Source organism: Austwickia sp. TVS 96-490-7B, assembly GCF_019331795.1.
GTDB lineage: Bacteria > Actinomycetota > Actinomycetes > Actinomycetales > Dermatophilaceae > Austwickia.
In genome coordinates this window covers 307,086-323,702 of record NZ_JAHPZL010000004.1, presented here as the reverse complement: position 1 = coordinate 323,702, position 16,617 = coordinate 307,086, and the positions used below count along the sequence as shown (strand labels likewise).

The window sequence follows — 16,617 nt, the reverse complement described above, 5'->3', positions numbered from 1 at the left end:
ATGCTAAAGTTGCAATTGCCTTCCCGTAGAAAAGGACTGACTAATGCTAATTTTGACCATCGTAATATGGTCATTTCTATTTGAAATATCTTTTCAGGTGATAAAGAGAAACAACCATGCCTCCACGGTTGCAATGAACGTCGCTGCCGCCTGGGCAACACTGGGTGTCTTGATTCAAGCCATTGCCATCGTTCGACTATATGTCAAGCATTCCTACTTTCTGATGATAGTGGTTTTTCTGGTAGGTGTTGGTGCGATATGGTGTTGCTTTAGCCTTCGCCGCCATGGGACTGAGGTGTCGCTGGAAGCGCGCCGCGCAGGTTATCTGCAAATAAAAATCATTGCCTGGTGTGGCGTCATTGTAGATATAGCACTTATCGGGGCCGTCCTCGTGCGAGATGATCCATGGGTGGATCCGATTCTTTTTGTCGCGCCTTTCCTGATGGCAGCCCCATTCATCTTTGCCTATGCGATCAAGTTGCGAATGGAAGAACACCTGGAATGGCAGCAACAGCAATACATGTGGCATCAATGGAATGGCTACGGACCTGCCCAAGGCATCCAAGACCAGTAGCGCACCCCCACGCATCGACCTGGACCGTTAAGGAACCGTCAAGACCCGTCAGTGCCTTGTTAGCGCGACTGGATCACCTCTCTCCCAGTAGTGGCATAGCAGCTGAACGAGAGGTGGCAGTCCCCGCTGGCGCTCACCCCCACCGGGCCCTGACGACATAGGAGCTCCTGACCTCCCAGCAGGGATGTCCACCTCTCCGCAGCAGCCGAACGGAGAGACACCTATGTGGGAAAACCTGATGGCAGGGTCCCTGGCAATCGCGTTACTCGGATACCTGGTGTATGCCCTCGTACACCCGGAGAAGTTCTGATGAACGACACCGCAGCGACCGTCATGACGCTGTCTGCAGTGGTGATGGCTCTAGCACTGACGCACATCCCCCTCGGTGACTATGTCGCCCGCAGCTTCACCGACAGCGGGCACCGTCGACCAGAGACGATTCTCTATCGAATGTGCCGCATCAACCCCGACAGCGAACAACGCTGGAGCGTTTATGCTCTATCGCTCCTCACCTTCTCGCTGGTCAATGTCATCGGACTGTGGCTGCTCATCCTGGCCCAAGGATGGCTACCTTGGTCAGCTGGACGCACCGGAATGCGCCTCGACACTGCTCTGAACACTGCTGTCTCCTTCGTCACCAACACCAACTGGCAAAGCTATGCAGGGGAAAGTGGCGCTAGCTATCTCGTCGACATGCTCGGCTTAACTGTCCAAAACTTCATCAGTGCCGCCGTCGGACTCGCCGTCGCCGTCGCCGTCGTACGAGGTCTCGCTCGTCACGACACCGACAATGTTGGCAACTTCTGGGTCGACTTGACCCGGGGGCTCTGGCGGATTCTGCTGCCGTTAGCTGTCATCGGAGGAATCACCCTCATCGCGGGAGGTGTCATACAAAACCTGGACGCGCCCCACACCGTGCAGACCCTCACCGGTGGGACACAAACCATCCAGGGCGGCCCCGTCGCTTCCCAAGAAGTCATCAAACTGCTCGGCACCAACGGTGGCGGATTCTTCAACGCCAACTCAGCACACCCCTTTGAAAACCCCAACCCCGTCACCAACCTCGTTGAAATCCTGCTCATCGTGCTGATCCCCTTCGCGCTGCCCCGGACATACGGACGGCTCGTCGGAGACCTCCGCCAAGGACGAGCATTGCTCGCCCTGATGTCCACGCTCTTCCTTATCTCCCTTGCCCTCACCACCTGGGCAGAAACCGCCCTCAACAGCACCGGACAATCAGCGATGGAAGGTAAAGAAGTCCGCTTCGGGATTCCCGGATCGGTCCTTTTCGCCGCCGTCACCACCGGCACCTCCACTGGGGCAGTGAACTCCGCCCACGACTCCTTCAGCCCCCTCGGCGGAGGAATCATCCTCACCAACATGCTCCTCGGAGAGATCTCCCCCGGTGGAGTCGGCACCGGCCTCTACAGCGCCCTGATCATCGTGGTCATCACCGTGTTTGTCGCCGGACTGATGGTGGGCCGCACCCCAGAACTCTTAGGCAAAACCGTCGGCCGCCGTGAAATCACCTACACGGCGCTATTCATCCTGGTGATGCCAGCGCTGGTCCTGCTCGGCACCGGCACGTCCCTGCTCCTGCCAACCGCCCGCAACGCCACCGCCAACGCCGGCCCCCACGGACTCACCGAAATCATGTACGCCTATGCATCCGCAGCGAACAACAACGGCTCCGCTTTCGCCGGGCTATCCGCTGACACCCCCTGGTACAACCTGACCCTGGCGACCTGCATGGCAGTGGGTCGATTCCTGCCCATTCTGCTCGCCCTCGCCCTAGCCGGGGCCTTCGCGCAGCAGCCAGCCCGCCCCATCACTGCAGGCACCCTGCCGACCCACACCCCGCTCTTCGTCACACTGCTCGTCAGCATCGCAGTGATCGTCGCTGGCCTGACCTTCTTCCCCGCCCTCGCGCTGGGACCCATCGCGGAAGGAACGCTGTGAGCATCACCACCCGACACCCCACCGACCACGACCACCCACAGCACACCCCCACACCGCACCGACCTGACCGCCACCCCCGCACCAGCCCCCACCACGACACCAACTCCTCCGAGCATGTCGGCCAGCTGCTGTGGCGACAACTCCCCGAAGCAGCCAGGAAACTCGACCCCAGGCATGTGGTGCGATCCCCCGTGGTCTTCGTGGTGTGGGTGGGATCCCTCCTCACCAGCGTCCTCGCACTGCTGCACCCCAGCACGTTCGCCATCAGCATCACGCTATGGCTGTGGGCCACCGTCCTCTTCGCCAACCTCGCCGAAGCCGTCGCCGAAGGCCGCGGCAAAGCCCAAGCCGCGACACTACGCGCCACCAAAGTAGAAACCACCGCCGTACGACGGCTCCCCGACGGACGCACCGAACAGGTACCCGGCATCCACCTCACCGTCGGCGACCACGTGATCGTCGAAGCTGGCGGACCCTTCGCCGTGATCCCCGGCGACGGCGACGTCATCGAAGGTGTCGCCACCGTCGACGAATCCGCCATCACCGGAGAATCTGCACCTGTCATCCGCGAATCCGGCGGAGACCGGTGCGCCGTCACCGGAGGCACCACCGTGCTCTCCGACCGGATCGTGGTGCGCATCACCACCAAACCCGGCGAAAGCTTCATCGACCGGATGATCGCCCTCGTCGAAGGCGCCTCCCGACAAAAAACCCCCAACGAAATCGCGCTGTCCATCCTGCTCACCACCCTGACGATCATCTTCGTGCTGGCCGTCACCGCCATCGCCCCAGCAGCTGACTACAGCGGCAGCCCCCAACCCGTGATCGTGCTGGTTGCCCTGCTGATCTGCCTGATCCCCACCACCATCGGAGCACTCCTCTCCGCCATCGGTATCGCCGGCATGGACCGACTGGTGCAACGCAACGTTCTCGCCACCTCAGGGCGGGCCGTCGAAGCAGCCGGCGACGTATCGACGCTCCTCCTCGACAAGACCGGCACGATCACCTACGGCAACCGACGAGCCGACCGGATCATCCCCCTCGGCGACGCCACCCCAGAGCAAGCCAACCGGGCGGCGTACCTATCGTCCTGGGCCGACGAAACCCCCGAAGGACGATCGATCATCGACCTGATCGGCACCACCGACGACCCGCCCGCACACGCCACTTTCGTGGAGTTCACCGCACAAACCCGCATGTCCGGAATCGACCTACCCGACGGGACACTCATCCGCAAAGGCGCCGCCAGCGCCGTCGCCACCTGGGTCAGCGACCACGGCGGCAGCACCCCAGCAGGTCTCACCGACGTCATCGAAGAGATCTCAGCCACCGGCGGAACCCCCCTGGTCGTCGCCCAACGCGACACCCACCCCCACGAGACCACCCGTATCCTCGGCGTCATCCACCTCAAAGACGTCGTCAAACCCGGAATGCGCGAACGATTCGACGAACTTCGCCGCATGGGCATCCGCACCGTCATGATCACCGGCGACAACCGACTCACCGCCGCCGCCATCGCCGCCGAAGCCGGAGTCGACGACTACCTCGCCGAAGCTACCCCCGAAGACAAACTAGCCCTCATCCGGAAAGAACAAGCCGGTGGGCGACTCGTCGCCATGACCGGAGATGGCACCAATGACGCGCCAGCGCTCGCTCAAGCTGACGTAGGCGTCGCGATGAACACCGGCACCTCTGCGGCCAAAGAAGCCGGCAACATGGTTGACCTGGACTCTAATCCCACCAAACTCATCGAGATCGTCGCGATCGGCAAACAACTCCTCATTACCCGCGGCGCTTTGACCACCTTTTCCATCGCCAACGACGTCGCCAAATATTTCGCGATCATTCCCGCCATGTTTATGGGGGTCTTCCCTGGCCTCGGGGTGCTGAATGTCATGCACCTGCACAGCCCCGCTTCGGCGATCCTGTCCGCGGTGATCTTCAACGCCCTCATCATCGTGATGCTGATTCCCTTAGCTCTCAAAGGTGTCGCCTACCGGCCCCTGTCAGCGGCGGCATTGCTGCGCCGGAATCTGATCGTTTACGGACTCGGCGGGGTGCTCACCCCCTTCGTCGGGATCAAACTCATCGACCTGATGGTCGCCGGTCTGCCAGGTCTGTCCTGATCCGGCGTGAAGGAGAAGACAATGACCATGCGTGGTTTCTCCCGGCAGATCACCGCTGCCTTGCGAATGTTTGCGCTGTTAAGCCTCATCCTGGGATTGATCTACCCGCTGGTGATGACGGGCGTGGCTTGGGCGGCGTTTCGCGATCAAGCAGCTGGCTCGCCCGTCACGGATAACGGGAGGATCGTGGGTAGTGCCCTACTCGGACAAGAAAACTCCGGTGATGAATGGTTCCAGTCGCGGCCGTCAGCCAGCAGGTACGCCGGTGATGTCTCCGGCGGATCCAACCTCAGCCCGGTAGGGGCTCCACAGCGGGAGGCGGTGCAACAACGTCGGGACGCCTTGCGCCACGCCAATCCCGACGCCCCCGCCGACATCCCCGCCGATGCCTTAACCGCCAGCGCGTCGGGACTCGACCCGGACATCAGCGTGGCCTACGCCTTGTGGCAGGCGCCCCGGGTCGCCCGAGCTCGTCACCTCAACGTGGAATCGGTGCGAGCTGTGATCGCGGACCACACGACCAGGCGATCCTGGGGTTTCCTCGGCACACCTCGTGTCAACGTCCTCGACCTCAACCTCACGTTATCCCACCGGTGACGTTGGTACGACGGTGCAAGCGACTCTGGAATGACGATGCCGCAGAATCAAGTGATGAGGCGAGGCGTGCTGCGGATCTATCTCGGGGCAGCACCTGGAGTGGGAAAAACCGTGGCGATGCTCGGTGAGGGGCATCGGCGGGTTGAACGCGGCGCCGATGTCGTTGTTGGCGTGGTGGAAACCCATGAGCGTCGATACACCAGCAGCATGGTCGAAGGGTTCGAGGTCATTCCGCGACGTGAAGTGCACCATCGTGGGGCGACCTTCATGGAGATGGACGTCGACGCGATCGTGGCGCGGGCCCCGCAGATCGTCCTAGTTGACGAACTCGCACACAGCAATGCGCCAGGATCGCCGCGCGCCCGACGCTACGAGGACATCGCAGTGCTCCTCGATGCGGGCATCGATGTCATCTCGACGGTCAACATCCAACACGTGGAGTCCCTGAACGACGCCGTACACACCATCACCGGGGTGCGACAACGAGAAACCGTCCCCGACGACGTCGTACGCCGGGCCGACCAGATCGAACTGGTCGACATGTCACCGGAGTCGCTACGGCGGCGCATGGCGCACGGCAATGTCTATCCGGCGCAGAAGGTCGACGCAGCATTGGCCAGTTATTTCCGGCCGGGAAACTTGGCTGCCTTACGAGAACTGGCCTTGCTATGGCTGGCTGACCGAGTCGATGAAGCGTTAGAACGGTATCGGGCTGACCACGACATCGAGGCGACCTGGCCAGCACGGGAACGAGTCGTGGTCGCCCTGGTAGACGCCCCCGAAGGGGAGACCGTGCTGCGACGAGGTGCCCGAATCGCTTCTCGCGGTGCTGGCGGGGAACTCATCGTCGTACACATCGACAATCCCGATGGACTAGCCGGGCCGGACGAGACACAGCTCACCCGACTCCATCGCCTCACCGAGGAACTCGGTGGCCGATTCCACACGGTGACCGGAAACGACATTGGGGCGGCGATTCTGTCCTTTGCGCGTCGAGTCAACGCCAGCCAGATCGTCTTAGGTGCCAGTAGCCGGGGCCGGTGGGCGCGACTGTGGTCACACGGGGTGGGAGACACCGTCGTCGCCGGATCACAAGACATTGACGTGCACTTGGTCACCCATGAAACGGCGGAACGTCGTCGCCGCCGTGAGATGACGCACAGCGAGGGCTCACTGGGGCGAGTTCGTTCAGGCGTGGGATGGGTCCTGGCAGTGACCGGGCAGGCCGTCCTGACCGTCATGCTGTCGTTGACCCGCTCCTACCATGACCTTCCGCTGGACATGATGCTTTACCTCGCGGTGGCAGTCGCCACTGCCTTAATCGGCGGATTCGGGCCAGCTCTGGTCAGCGCACTGCTAGGCACGCTTCTGCTGAACTGGTTTTTTACGCCGCCGCTCTACACGTTCACAGTGGCCGACCCACTCAACGTGTTTGCCCTGGTGGTTTACCTGATGGTGTCCTGCGCGGTGGCATCGGTGGTGCACGTCAGCGCCCGCCGGGCCGGGCAAGCCCGAGTGGCGCAACACGAAGCGGCGAGCCTCACCAGAATCACGCACGCCATGTTGTCCTCGACAGCACCCTTGCCACTGCTCCTGCAGCAATGCCTGGACATGTTCGCGATGTCAGGTGGCGCCGTCGTACGCCGTCGTACCAACGAACCTGACGTGCTGCTCGCCACCGCCGGTGAGTTCACTCTGAACGACGTAGCTCACGCCCAAGTGAGTGAGCACATCGACGATGACACCTTCCTGGTGTTGACCGGTCACGACCTGGGAATCAGTGACCAATCGCTCATTACGGCGTACGCCGCGAACGCTGCCGCCGTCCTGACCCGGCAGCGATTACGGGCCGAAGAAGCTGCCGCGACCTCGCTGGCCCAAGACAACCGAGCCCGACAAGCACTGCTCTCCGCGGTGTCACACGACCTGCGGACACCCCTAGCCGCCGTGAAAGCAGCCGTGTCGAGCCTGCGCAGCGACGAAGTGGAATTCGGGCCGGAAGACCAAGCAGAACTCCTCGCCGCCATCGAAGAATCCGCCGACCGGTTGGATTCGCTGGTCGGCAACCTGCTCGACTTGTCCCGGTTAGAAACCGGGACGATGCGTCCACATTGTGTGGTCTTTGACGCTGCCGCCGCAGCGGTCGACGTGATGTCACAAGCGAGCGAACCGTCCCGATTAGACCTATGGAGCCAAGGAGAATGCCTGGCCTACGCCGACCCAGGACTTTTCGACCGGGTAGTGGCAAACCTGGTAGAAAACGCATTGCGGTACACGCCAGCAGAATCCCCCGTGCTCATCAACGTAGCCACCATCACCACCCCAGAATCCGGCACCCGGGTGATGGTGCGCGTCGTCGACAACGGACGCGGCGTACCCCGCAGCGAACACGAACGCATCTTCCGGCCCTTTCAACGGCACAGCGACGTCCCCGCAGGAGAAGGTGTGGGATTGGGGTTAGCAGTGGCTCGCGGCCTAGCAGAAAGCATGAACGCGACCGTCACCGCTGACGACACCCCCGGCGGGGGCCTCACCATGACCGTCGACCTGCCAGGAGCTCACGACCTCGAACGGGAAGGCTACTGATGACGTCCATCCTCGTCGTCGACGACGAACCCGCGATGACTCGGACCTTACGGATCAACCTGAGAGCCCGCGGGTACGACGTACTGATCGTCGGGGACGGCCGCAGCGCCATGCAAGCAGTGACCGAAGACGCCCCCGACCTAGTCCTCCTCGACCTAGGACTGCCAGACCGGGACGGCGTGGACGTCCTCGCCTGGCTACGGCAACGCAGCTCACTTCCCGTCATCGTGATCTCCGCACGACACGAATCCGACGACAAAGTCGAAGCCCTCGACCTGGGCGCAGACGACTATGTCACCAAACCCTTCGGAATGGACGAGCTGATGGCGCGAATACGCTCAGCGCTGCGCCGCTCACACACCGACTCTTTTCACGGGCAACCCACATTTACCTGCGCCGATTTCGCCTTGAACTTCGCCGAACGCCGAGCAGAACTCGCCGACGGGAGCGTCGTACGGCTCACTCCCACCGAATGGCGGCTACTCAGTGTCCTTGCCCGCAACCCAGGGCATTTGGTGTCCCACGCAGACATGCTGGGCGAAGTATGGGGTCCGTCGTACCGTCGTGAATCACATTATCTGCGGGTCTTCGCCAACCAGTTGCGCCGCAAACTCGAACCCTGCCCGGATACCCCTGTCCACCTGGTGACCGAACCCGGACAGGGATATCGGTTGGTGCCGTAATCCGCTGAGCTGCCCGTACGCCGCCCGTGGGCGGGTTTGGGAGGGGCGACCTGGGGTTTTGTGCGGGATAGTCGCCCGTGGGCGGGTTTGGGTGCGGGAAGGTCGCCCGTGGGCGGGTTTTGGGAGGGGCGACCTGGGGTTTTGCGCGGGAAAGTCGCCCGTGGGCGGGTTTGGTGGGTGGTGTCCTGGGGTTTTGCGCGGGAAAGTCGCCCGTGGGCGGGTTTGGGTGTGGTGAAGGTCGCCCGTGGGCGGGTTTTGGGAGGGGCGACCTGGGGTTTTGCGCGGGAAAGTCGCCCGTGGGCGGGTTTGGGTGTGGTGAAGGTCGCCCGTGGGCGGGTTTGGGTGTGGTGATGGGCGGGGTGGAGCAGGCGGAGACGCCGTGGAGCGGGAGGAACTGCCGTGGTGCAGGGCGGGGGTTTCTGGATGAATCATGAACGTTGACACGAAGATACGACGGGATGTCGGGATGCGGAGGGGTATGATTCGCCCACCCTGACGTCACCGGCCGCCAGGGTGTACAGCTGTTATCTCCCGCCGGTGGTGTCGCTTAGCCTGGTCTGGTCAGTGCTGCCAGGGTGGCTCGTGCGACGTGTCATCTGTTGCGCGGTGCTGGTCCGTGCGCTCGCACCGACCGTTCATCAGGCGTGCCACGGCGTACGCCGTCCGATAGCGCCTCAGACGGTGATCCCGCCCGAGTGGTCCTCGGCGACACGCCGGTTGCTGTGCCGACCACCTGGAACGATCTCCGAAATGTCCACATGGTGATCTAGTCACACAACGATCTGGCATCGACGTCCGTGTCGTTTTTTTGTTTCGCCAAAACGCTGAGATGCTTTTGTCTGGCCGCCGGTTCAGGCGTCATGGCATGCAGTGAGAGGGGTGAGCCGGGATGCGCAGGCTCCGCGACTTGGATCCCAGGACGCGCACCCAGGTGGGGATTGTCGCTTTTGTCTTGACCCCGGGGCTGGTCCTCGGAGCAGGTCTAGGCACTGCGTCCTACGCCTTGACCAGGGCCATTCGTGCAGAAGCTCCCAGCTGCCAACCGGTCAGCGTCCAAGGGCCACTGCAAAACAGCTTCACTCTCAACGTCCTCAACGCTGGCGCCAAACCCGGCGCTGCTGGTGACGTCCTCAAAGAGCTTCCGCTGCGATCGTTCAAAGCCGGTGCTGCCCGCAATGATGGCGAACCTCGGCCGGTCGTCGGCACTGGTGAGATCCGTTACGGCGCTGATGGGCTCGACCAAGCCTTGGTGACTCAGAAAATTTTGCTCCCAGAAGCACGGCTCGTTTTGGACGCCCGAGAAGGCACCACTGTCGACCTGGTCCTGGGTCCGTCGTTCACTCAGCTGTCCCCGCATGACGGCCCTCTGGTCCGGCGCGACGACGTCATCGTCAACATTTACAACACCACCTATTTCGAAGGTCTCGGCAAGAAAACCGCCGACGACATGGCGGGGCTCGGTTTCCGACTTGGCGCTGTCGGACTCGACCCGAAAAACGCGTGGATTCAGACCGAAGCTGCGGTGCGTTATGGCCCAGACGGTGAACGCCAAGCCAAACTCGTCAATGAAGCCGTCCCCGGATCCACGATGCAACTCGATCCAGACATTGAGGGATCAAAAGTGGACCTGCTCATCGGTATGAAATGGACGGGCGTGTCCCCAGCCGACAAGCTTCCCAAAGAAGCCCCGAAGAAGCCGTTGACCCGGATTGAGGTCGTCCGCCCCTGCAAGCGGTGACCCGGATCGAGGTCGGCCGCCCCTGCAAGCGGTGACCCGGATGGGAGTCAGCGCCACCCGGGCACATGTCGACCCTCCGGTCAACGTCACCTTCTCATCGGCGACCGACGTATCTGACCAGACGATCCATCGCCTCGTTGACCTCGTCGGTGGATCCGGCAAAACTCAACCGGACGAACCGGTCACCGTGCACCGTGTCGAAATCCACTCCGGGCGTCAACGCCACGCCCACATCGGCGAGGACTTGCCTGGTCCATGCCGTGGTATCTGGTGTCAGGTGAGAGACCTCGGCGTAGAGATAAAACGCCCCGTCCGGTGGCGCCATCGTGGCGACCCCGATCTCGGGGAGCCGAGCCAGCAGCAACTCCCGATTGCGGGCATATCGCTGGACATGCCCGTCTAATTCTGTGGTGGCCTGCGGCGATAGGGCAGCTAGCGCGGCGACCTGGCTGATCGCGGGCGGGCAGATGTTGAGATTGCCCAGCAGCAGCTCGACAGTGCGGACCAGCCCCCGCGGCAGCACCAACCAGCCGATTCGCCACCCGGTCATCGAGAAATACTTGCTAAACGACCCGACCAGCACGGCCTCTCGTGAGGTCTCCCACGCCGTGGCGGCACGACGCCCGTAGGACACGCCGTGGTAGATCTCGTCGCTGATCAGCAACGTCCCGTGGGTTTCGCACCAGCAGGACAGCGCGGCTAACTCTTCTGGCGAAATGATCGTGCCCGTCGGGTTGGCTGGGGATGCCAGGATCAACCCTGCCGGTGGGCCGCCAGTGCGGGCGCTCACCTCGTCTAGCATCGCTGTGGTCGGTTGGTAGCGAGTGGTCTCGTCGCAGTCCAGCTCTACGACGTCGCAGCCCAACGCCTGCAAAGCATTGCGGTACGCCGGATAGCCAGGACGAGCCATCGCCACCCGGTCACCAGCGTCGAACACTGCGAGGAACAACGCGGTGAACCCGGCGGAGGACCCGGTGGTCACCACCACCTGGTCCGGGTCCACGTCTAGCCCATACATCGTGTCGTAATGCGCGGCGATAGCTGCCCGCAGCGCGCTCGTGCCCACCGCGTCGGTGTATCCGAGCAGGTCCTGGTCTTGGATGGCGCGTTGCGCAGCATCCAACGCAGGTCGGGGGGCGGGGGTGGACGGCTGTCCCGCGCACAACGTGATGACATCCCCGTGGGTTGCCGCCCGGTCGTTGGCGGCTTTGAGGAGCTCCATCACATGGAACGGCTCGACCTTGCCGCGGCGGGCGGTGTGCGCGGCACGTGTGTGCTGACGCCGAGGGAAAGCAGCAGGACCGGACATGTCATCCATCCTGACGCGCACCGACCGGCTCAGCGGCCCTTGCGCATCGCCTTCTTCGCCCTGGCAGGTCTGATTGAGTTGAGCCATGAAGAATTTCACCAGGGATGGTTTGGTTTTCGATGTCCGCGACAGCGCAGAGACCGGTGGGGACGGACCCCGTGGCACGGCAGTGCTGCTGCACGGTTTCCCCCAGGACTCCAGTGCCTGGGCCGCAGTGACCCCCGGGCTGGTCGACGCGGGCCTGCGGGTCCTCGCCCCCGACCTGCGCGGCTACTCCCCGGGAGCCCGCCCGAGCGAGACCTCGGCGTACCGGCTGGAAGTCCTCGCCGGTGACGTGCTGGCGTTGATGGACGCCGCCGGGGTGGATCAAGCCCATATCGTCGGGCACGACTGGGGTGGCGCGTTGGCCTGGGAAGTGGCGATCCGCCACCCAGAACGGGTGTCTCATCTGACAGTGCTCTCCACTCCGCACCCCGCAGCGATGACCTGGGCGATGAGCCACACCACCCAGGCGTTGAAGAGCTGGTACATGACAGCGGTGCAGATCCCTGTCCTGCCGGAACGGATGATGGCCGCGATGGTCCGACGCCGTGGCCTAGGGCGACTCGGCCTGCCCCCAGAGCAGGAAGCGTCCTACCGGTCCCGGCTGGTCACCGAGGAAGGCTGGCGCGGCGGATTGGCCTGGTATCGCGCGCAGTGGTTGCGGCCGCTGAGCGGGTCGATCAGCGCAGACGGTCCGGTGACGGTGCCCACGACATACCTGTGGGGAGCCAAAGATGCCTTCCTCGGTCGGGAAGCAGCCGAACGCACTGGACAGTACGTCGAAGCGCCATACCGCTTTGTCACCGTCGACGGCGGCCACTGGCTGCCGGAGAAATGCGCGCCACAGGTCGTTGAGGCGGTCGTGGCCGGTGTCGAAGCGAGCGCCTCGGACAGCTCTGGCGGTGACACTCCCAGTGCGGACTGACCGCGGTCGGTGAGGTCGCCGACCGGGCCCGCCCCGCGCGGAGTCGGGGGTTCCACACGCGGGGCGGGTGGTCCGGAGACGGTCGCGCCAGATGATGACTGTCGGAGGTGTGCATCAACGATCCGTCCTGGGCACCAGTGAACCCGCAGACGCTGTGAAGACGCTGAACCGCAGCTCATGGGCTCGTGAATGTCTCTGGGGGAGAGGTCCGCCCCAGGGGTGCCACCGGTGGTGCCGGGTCGTCACCGTCCGTGGGGATCTGCTGTCACGCTGCTGAAACCTCGTCGGGCCACTGACGCAACCGCCGTACGGCGACGCGCCGCACCATCTGGTCCTCGTCCTGCGCCAACAACTCCAAGGTCCGTCGGTCGATGTTGAGATGGGCGGCGACCCGCAACCGCACAGCGGGACCCCCGGTCGCAGCGACCTGCGCCAGTCGGGCGGTGGACGTCGCCGGCCCTAGCGGGACCGCGGCGGCAGCAGAATGCACCGTGCTGGACATGTGGCCTTCTCTCCTCGCCGACGGCGCACCCCAACCCCCGAGAACGCCTCAGTCCTGTCGACCGTCACATGCCAGTGCTGAGTGCTGGACGCCACATACCCTCTGGGCTGGGGATCCCCGGCGCGTGGTGAATCTGCCCCAACCGGACAAAACCCAACCGGGTGTACAACGTGGCGCTGCGCGACGTGCTCGCCTCCAAATAGCACGGCATCCCCGCTGCATCAGCTCGGGCCAGCCCATGACGCATCAACGCCGTCCCGACACCGCGCCCCCGAGCCGTCTCGTCCACCCCGGCGGCGTACAGATACCAGTGCGGGAATCGCGGGTGAGCTGCCTCTAACTGAGCTTCCACCCGTCCTGCCCGCCACACATCTCCCTGAAGGATCCGCGTCAACGCTGGAGCCCAACGCACCGTGACCGACCACGGCAACCGCCACCGATCTGGGGCCGCCCACAGTGCCGCCCCCATGACCTTCCCGGTCTGCGCATCCCGGGCGATGTCTACTGCGCCGTACGGACCAAAATGATGACGCGCCTGAAAATCGAACAAATCGGCCAAGGTTCGCACCGGATCAGCCCTGGTCGCCACCATCGGTGACACCGTCGGATCCTCACGAAACGCCTCAGCCAGCACCGCCGCAGCCGCCCGCCGTTGCGCGTCACCGGCGGCGGACTCCACGACCAGGTCGCTGTCGGACACCGCACCCTCCTCATGGTCGCAATATCGCGCCCTGCCGCAGCCCCCACGTCGCCGTACCGACCTGGCAGGGCGACCCTCGTCGTGGCGTCGCGCCCCAGTCTGACATCCCGTGCCAGCACCCACCCCGAAATTCGCCACCACATCCAGTGCACTGGCCGCTGTGCGTGGCCGATCAACAGACCAGGGGCTGCTGACATCGGGCGATAGGCGTGGCGATAGCGTGGACAGCACCAGGGAGAAGGCCTCTCAAGTCGAGGGAGGCTGCACATCAGGAGGACTCATGTGGAATGACACCGACGGGAGCGTAGCCAGCGGGCCGCCCCGGGCCGGCGTCTACAGCGTCACCTGCTCCCGCACCGGGCGCACGTACGTCGGATGGAGCGATGACCTGGCGCGGACGATCACCGAAACCCGGGACACCCTGACCGCCGGACGACACCCGGACCCGGTGATGCAGGCTGACTGGGCCGTTGACGCCGGACGGGCCTTTGAATTCGCGATCCACGACGAGATCCCTCCTGAAGAGTGCGTCGGGGACCTTGCCGAACGGCTCGGGCGGCTACGCGACCTGTGGATCGACGAACTGGACATCCACGAAGGCCGCACCTACTGACCGCACCAGGACAGCGACAGCTCGCTCCCTCACGCACGCACCCGGGCGCACAGGTCTGGACTGACCGCACCCACCAACGCCACCGCCTGCTCATACGGCATGTCCGGAATGGTCACCGAACCACCTTTGGTGGCGACCATCACCTGCACCGTCACCAGATTCACCCGCCGTTGAAACCACGTCTGACTGAACTGCCAACCAATCACCGCTGACGCCCGCACCATCGATCGCTGTTGCGGCATCACCCCAGTGCGCCCCACCACATAATCAGCGCACCAGGCGTGACCCAGCGACTGCGCTCGCCCCCAAGCGAGCAGCCCTTCCCACACCCAGGCCACGACAGCCACCGAGACGACCCAGCTCGGCCAGTGTTGCTGCCACACCAGGAACACCCACAGTGCTGTCCAAGCCAACGCACACCACGCCCCCCGGACAAAACGACGCCGTACGGCGATCGGGCCGTGCCGGATCAGATCCACCGTCACCGGGTCAGCGCTGCCCAAGACAGTGCCGAGCAGACCGACGACCTCGTCGAGCGGCGCTGGCGGGCACAACAGATCGGACGTCGACGTATGGTCGGCAGGCACGCCGGTGAGCAAGGCTTTGCCGCGGGCCCCCGAGGGAAGACGCAGCAACAAGGGACGCTCCAACACCACACCGCGCAACCGGGATTCCTCCACGGAAGTGGCATGAGTGGTCAGCAAACCGCGCGTGACATGCAACGCGCCATCACCCGAGCGCCACAGCCGAAAATTCCAGTTGCTCAACACATATGTCACCACTGCCAGCGCCGGGATCAACAGCACGGCCAGCACCGCCGCAACAACCACCAGCAACACCGGATCAATGGCGTGAAGCCAACCGGTCACCACACCGATGTGCTCACCGATCCATGACGAATCATCCAAGTCACGCACGATATTGCTGACAAAGGCCACCACAGCCCCGGCAGCGGCGATCCCGCCCATCGTGAACGGGGCAAACCGCAGCCACGACGAACGCCATCGCAACAGATCAGTCGCCACCGCCACCTCCGGGGCTGACGGGACCACCCCAGACGAGACGCTGCCACCGACGCCAGAGCCACCCCCCACCAGAGCATCCGACACCGCGGCGTCAGGGGCGACACCCCCGGGGATCGCGCCCTCAGGGCCGTCGTACGAGGCACGGGCCAGCAACGTCTGACGCAGACCATGAGCGACAGCAGCATCCACCCCTTTGACCTCAATCGGAGCGCCCGCACCGGTACTGATCGTCAGATCACACACCCGCAACACCCGACGCATCGCCGTGGCCTGAACGTCGACAGCACGAATCTTGGTTAACTGCATCGTGGTCTGATGCCTAGCCAACACCCCACGTCGGACCTGAAACTGGCCCTCAGCGACCCGAAACCTCAAGAAAAACCACTGCATCAACGCCGTACCCACCGGCACCAGCAAGCCCGCCACAATCAGCCACTGCGCCCAGCCGCCCTTGGCGACCCCAACCAGCACCATCGGCGCCATCGTCGGCACCGCATCCCACAACGCCTTCACCGGTGACACCAACATCGACCGTGCCGCCGTCCGCTGCCAAGGCACCTCCGGTCGCTCAGCCCCCGGATGGACACCCCCAGCGGAACCGCTCTCCACATCAGAAGACGGCGCCACCCCCACCGACACATCCTCAATCATGTGGCGTCCCCGCTGCCCCGAGCCGTGACCGCAGTCAACCGAGCCACCAACTCCTCCACCTGCGCCCGAGGCAGCCCGTCCACATCCAACGGTCCCGCCGCGCTCGCCGTGGTCACCTGCACCGTCCCCAACCCGAACAACCGCTGCACCGGCCCATAACGACTGTCAACCGTCTGAATACGACTCACCGGCGCCACCCGAGACCGCTGAGTAAACCAGCCCTCCAAGGTGTACACCGCCGTGTCGTCCACCTCCCACCGATGCACCAGATAACGCCACGGCGGCATCACCGCGCAGTGCACCACGGCCCACAGCGCGCCCCCACCACAGACCCACCCCATCCACCCCCGACTTGACTCAACAAACCACCACACCGCCCCGCACGGCACCAAGACACACAACCACCCCACAGCCGTACTGACCAGCCACATCCACGGCGCTCGCGGGCTCACCCGGTGCGCCGGACGACGTACTGTCTGGCGCACCTGCCCCGGCTCCGCTGTCGCCAGCGGTGTCATCGACTCTGCCTCGTCGTCCACAGCCTCATCCGTCCCCATCGATAGATTCGTTCCGTCAGGCCCTGGACA

General features: G+C 64.0%; 15 protein-coding genes. 10 read left to right on the top strand and 5 right to left on the bottom strand.

What is annotated here, in order from left to right:
- The first annotated feature begins 43 nt into the window (after positions 1 to 43).
- The 8 genes from KEM60_RS07315 (at position 44) to KEM60_RS07280 (ending at position 10,263) form a co-directional block, all read left to right on the top strand.
- Positions 44 to 574 carry a hypothetical protein gene (locus KEM60_RS07315; RefSeq protein ID WP_219106857.1) on the top strand — a complete coding sequence of 177 codons (531 nt, stop codon included), beginning with the start codon at positions 44 to 46 and terminating at the stop codon, positions 572 to 574.
- Between the two features lie 184 nt (positions 575 to 758).
- Positions 759 to 884: a K(+)-transporting ATPase subunit F gene (kdpF, locus tag KEM60_RS16870; RefSeq protein ID WP_219106856.1), complete on the top strand. Its 126-nt coding sequence runs from the start codon at positions 759 to 761 to the stop codon at positions 882 to 884.
- Positions 884 to 2,533, top strand: a complete 1,650-nt coding sequence (gene kdpA, locus KEM60_RS07305) for a potassium-transporting ATPase subunit KdpA (protein WP_219106855.1) — start codon at positions 884 to 886, stop codon at positions 2,531 to 2,533. The genes kdpF and kdpA overlap by 1 nt, the downstream gene beginning before the upstream one ends.
- Positions 2,530 to 4,659, top strand: coding sequence for a potassium-transporting ATPase subunit KdpB (gene kdpB / locus KEM60_RS07300; RefSeq protein WP_370626321.1), 2,130 nt, complete (start codon positions 2,530 to 2,532; stop codon positions 4,657 to 4,659). Before kdpA ends, kdpB begins: the two co-directional genes overlap by 4 nt.
- A 21-nt stretch (positions 4,660 to 4,680) precedes the next feature.
- Positions 4,681 to 5,256, top strand: coding sequence for a potassium-transporting ATPase subunit KdpC (gene kdpC / locus KEM60_RS07295; protein WP_370626320.1), 576 nt, complete (start codon positions 4,681 to 4,683; stop codon positions 5,254 to 5,256).
- 54 nt (positions 5,257 to 5,310) lie between these two features.
- Positions 5,311 to 7,842: an ATP-binding protein gene (locus tag KEM60_RS07290; protein ID WP_219106854.1), complete on the top strand. Its 2,532-nt coding sequence runs from the start codon at positions 5,311 to 5,313 to the stop codon at positions 7,840 to 7,842.
- Entirely contained in the window at positions 7,842 to 8,525 is a 684-nt protein-coding gene (locus KEM60_RS07285) for a response regulator (protein ID WP_219106853.1), read from the top strand. The genes KEM60_RS07290 and KEM60_RS07285 overlap by 1 nt, the downstream gene beginning before the upstream one ends.
- Positions 8,526 to 9,432: 907 nt before the next feature.
- On the top strand, positions 9,433 to 10,263 hold the full coding sequence (locus KEM60_RS07280; protein WP_219106852.1) for a LytR C-terminal domain-containing protein: 831 nt from the start codon (positions 9,433 to 9,435) through the stop codon (positions 10,261 to 10,263).
- Between the two features lie 94 nt (positions 10,264 to 10,357).
- On the opposite strand, the gene KEM60_RS07275 is transcribed toward KEM60_RS07280, so the two are convergent.
- The gene (locus KEM60_RS07275; protein ID WP_255574356.1) at positions 10,358 to 11,572 is read right to left on the bottom strand and encodes a pyridoxal phosphate-dependent aminotransferase; all 1,215 of its coding nucleotides are present in this window, start codon (positions 11,570 to 11,572) and stop codon (positions 10,358 to 10,360) included.
- 85 nt (positions 11,573 to 11,657) lie between these two features.
- Between KEM60_RS07275 and KEM60_RS07270 the strand changes: the two genes are divergently transcribed.
- Complete coding sequence (locus tag KEM60_RS07270; RefSeq protein WP_219106851.1) at positions 11,658 to 12,539, top strand: alpha/beta fold hydrolase; 882 nt, start codon at positions 11,658 to 11,660, stop codon at positions 12,537 to 12,539.
- Between the two features lie 265 nt (positions 12,540 to 12,804).
- On the opposite strand, the gene KEM60_RS07265 is transcribed toward KEM60_RS07270, so the two are convergent.
- Both KEM60_RS07265 and KEM60_RS07260 read right to left on the bottom strand, forming a co-directional pair.
- The gene (locus KEM60_RS07265) at positions 12,805 to 13,041 is read right to left on the bottom strand and encodes a hypothetical protein (RefSeq protein ID WP_219106850.1); all 237 of its coding nucleotides are present in this window, start codon (positions 13,039 to 13,041) and stop codon (positions 12,805 to 12,807) included.
- A gap of 64 nt (positions 13,042 to 13,105) precedes the next feature.
- On the bottom strand, positions 13,106 to 13,741 hold the full coding sequence (locus tag KEM60_RS07260; protein ID WP_219106849.1) for an N-acetyltransferase: 636 nt from the start codon (positions 13,739 to 13,741) through the stop codon (positions 13,106 to 13,108).
- Between the two features lie 280 nt (positions 13,742 to 14,021).
- Between KEM60_RS07260 and KEM60_RS07255 the strand changes: the two genes are divergently transcribed.
- Positions 14,022 to 14,354, top strand: coding sequence for a GIY-YIG nuclease family protein (locus KEM60_RS07255; protein ID WP_219106848.1), 333 nt, complete (start codon positions 14,022 to 14,024; stop codon positions 14,352 to 14,354).
- Between the two features lie 29 nt (positions 14,355 to 14,383).
- Here KEM60_RS07255 and KEM60_RS07250 read toward each other — a convergent pair whose 3' ends face one another.
- Both KEM60_RS07250 and KEM60_RS07245 read right to left on the bottom strand, forming a co-directional pair.
- Complete coding sequence (locus tag KEM60_RS07250; RefSeq protein ID WP_219106847.1) at positions 14,384 to 16,030, bottom strand: PH domain-containing protein; 1,647 nt, start codon at positions 16,028 to 16,030, stop codon at positions 14,384 to 14,386.
- Positions 16,027 to 16,587 (bottom strand): PH domain-containing protein, encoded by a 561-nt coding sequence (locus KEM60_RS07245; RefSeq protein ID WP_255574355.1) that lies wholly within the window; start codon positions 16,585 to 16,587, stop codon positions 16,027 to 16,029. The genes KEM60_RS07250 and KEM60_RS07245 overlap by 4 nt, the downstream gene beginning before the upstream one ends.
- Between the last annotated feature and the right edge of the window lie 30 nt (positions 16,588 to 16,617).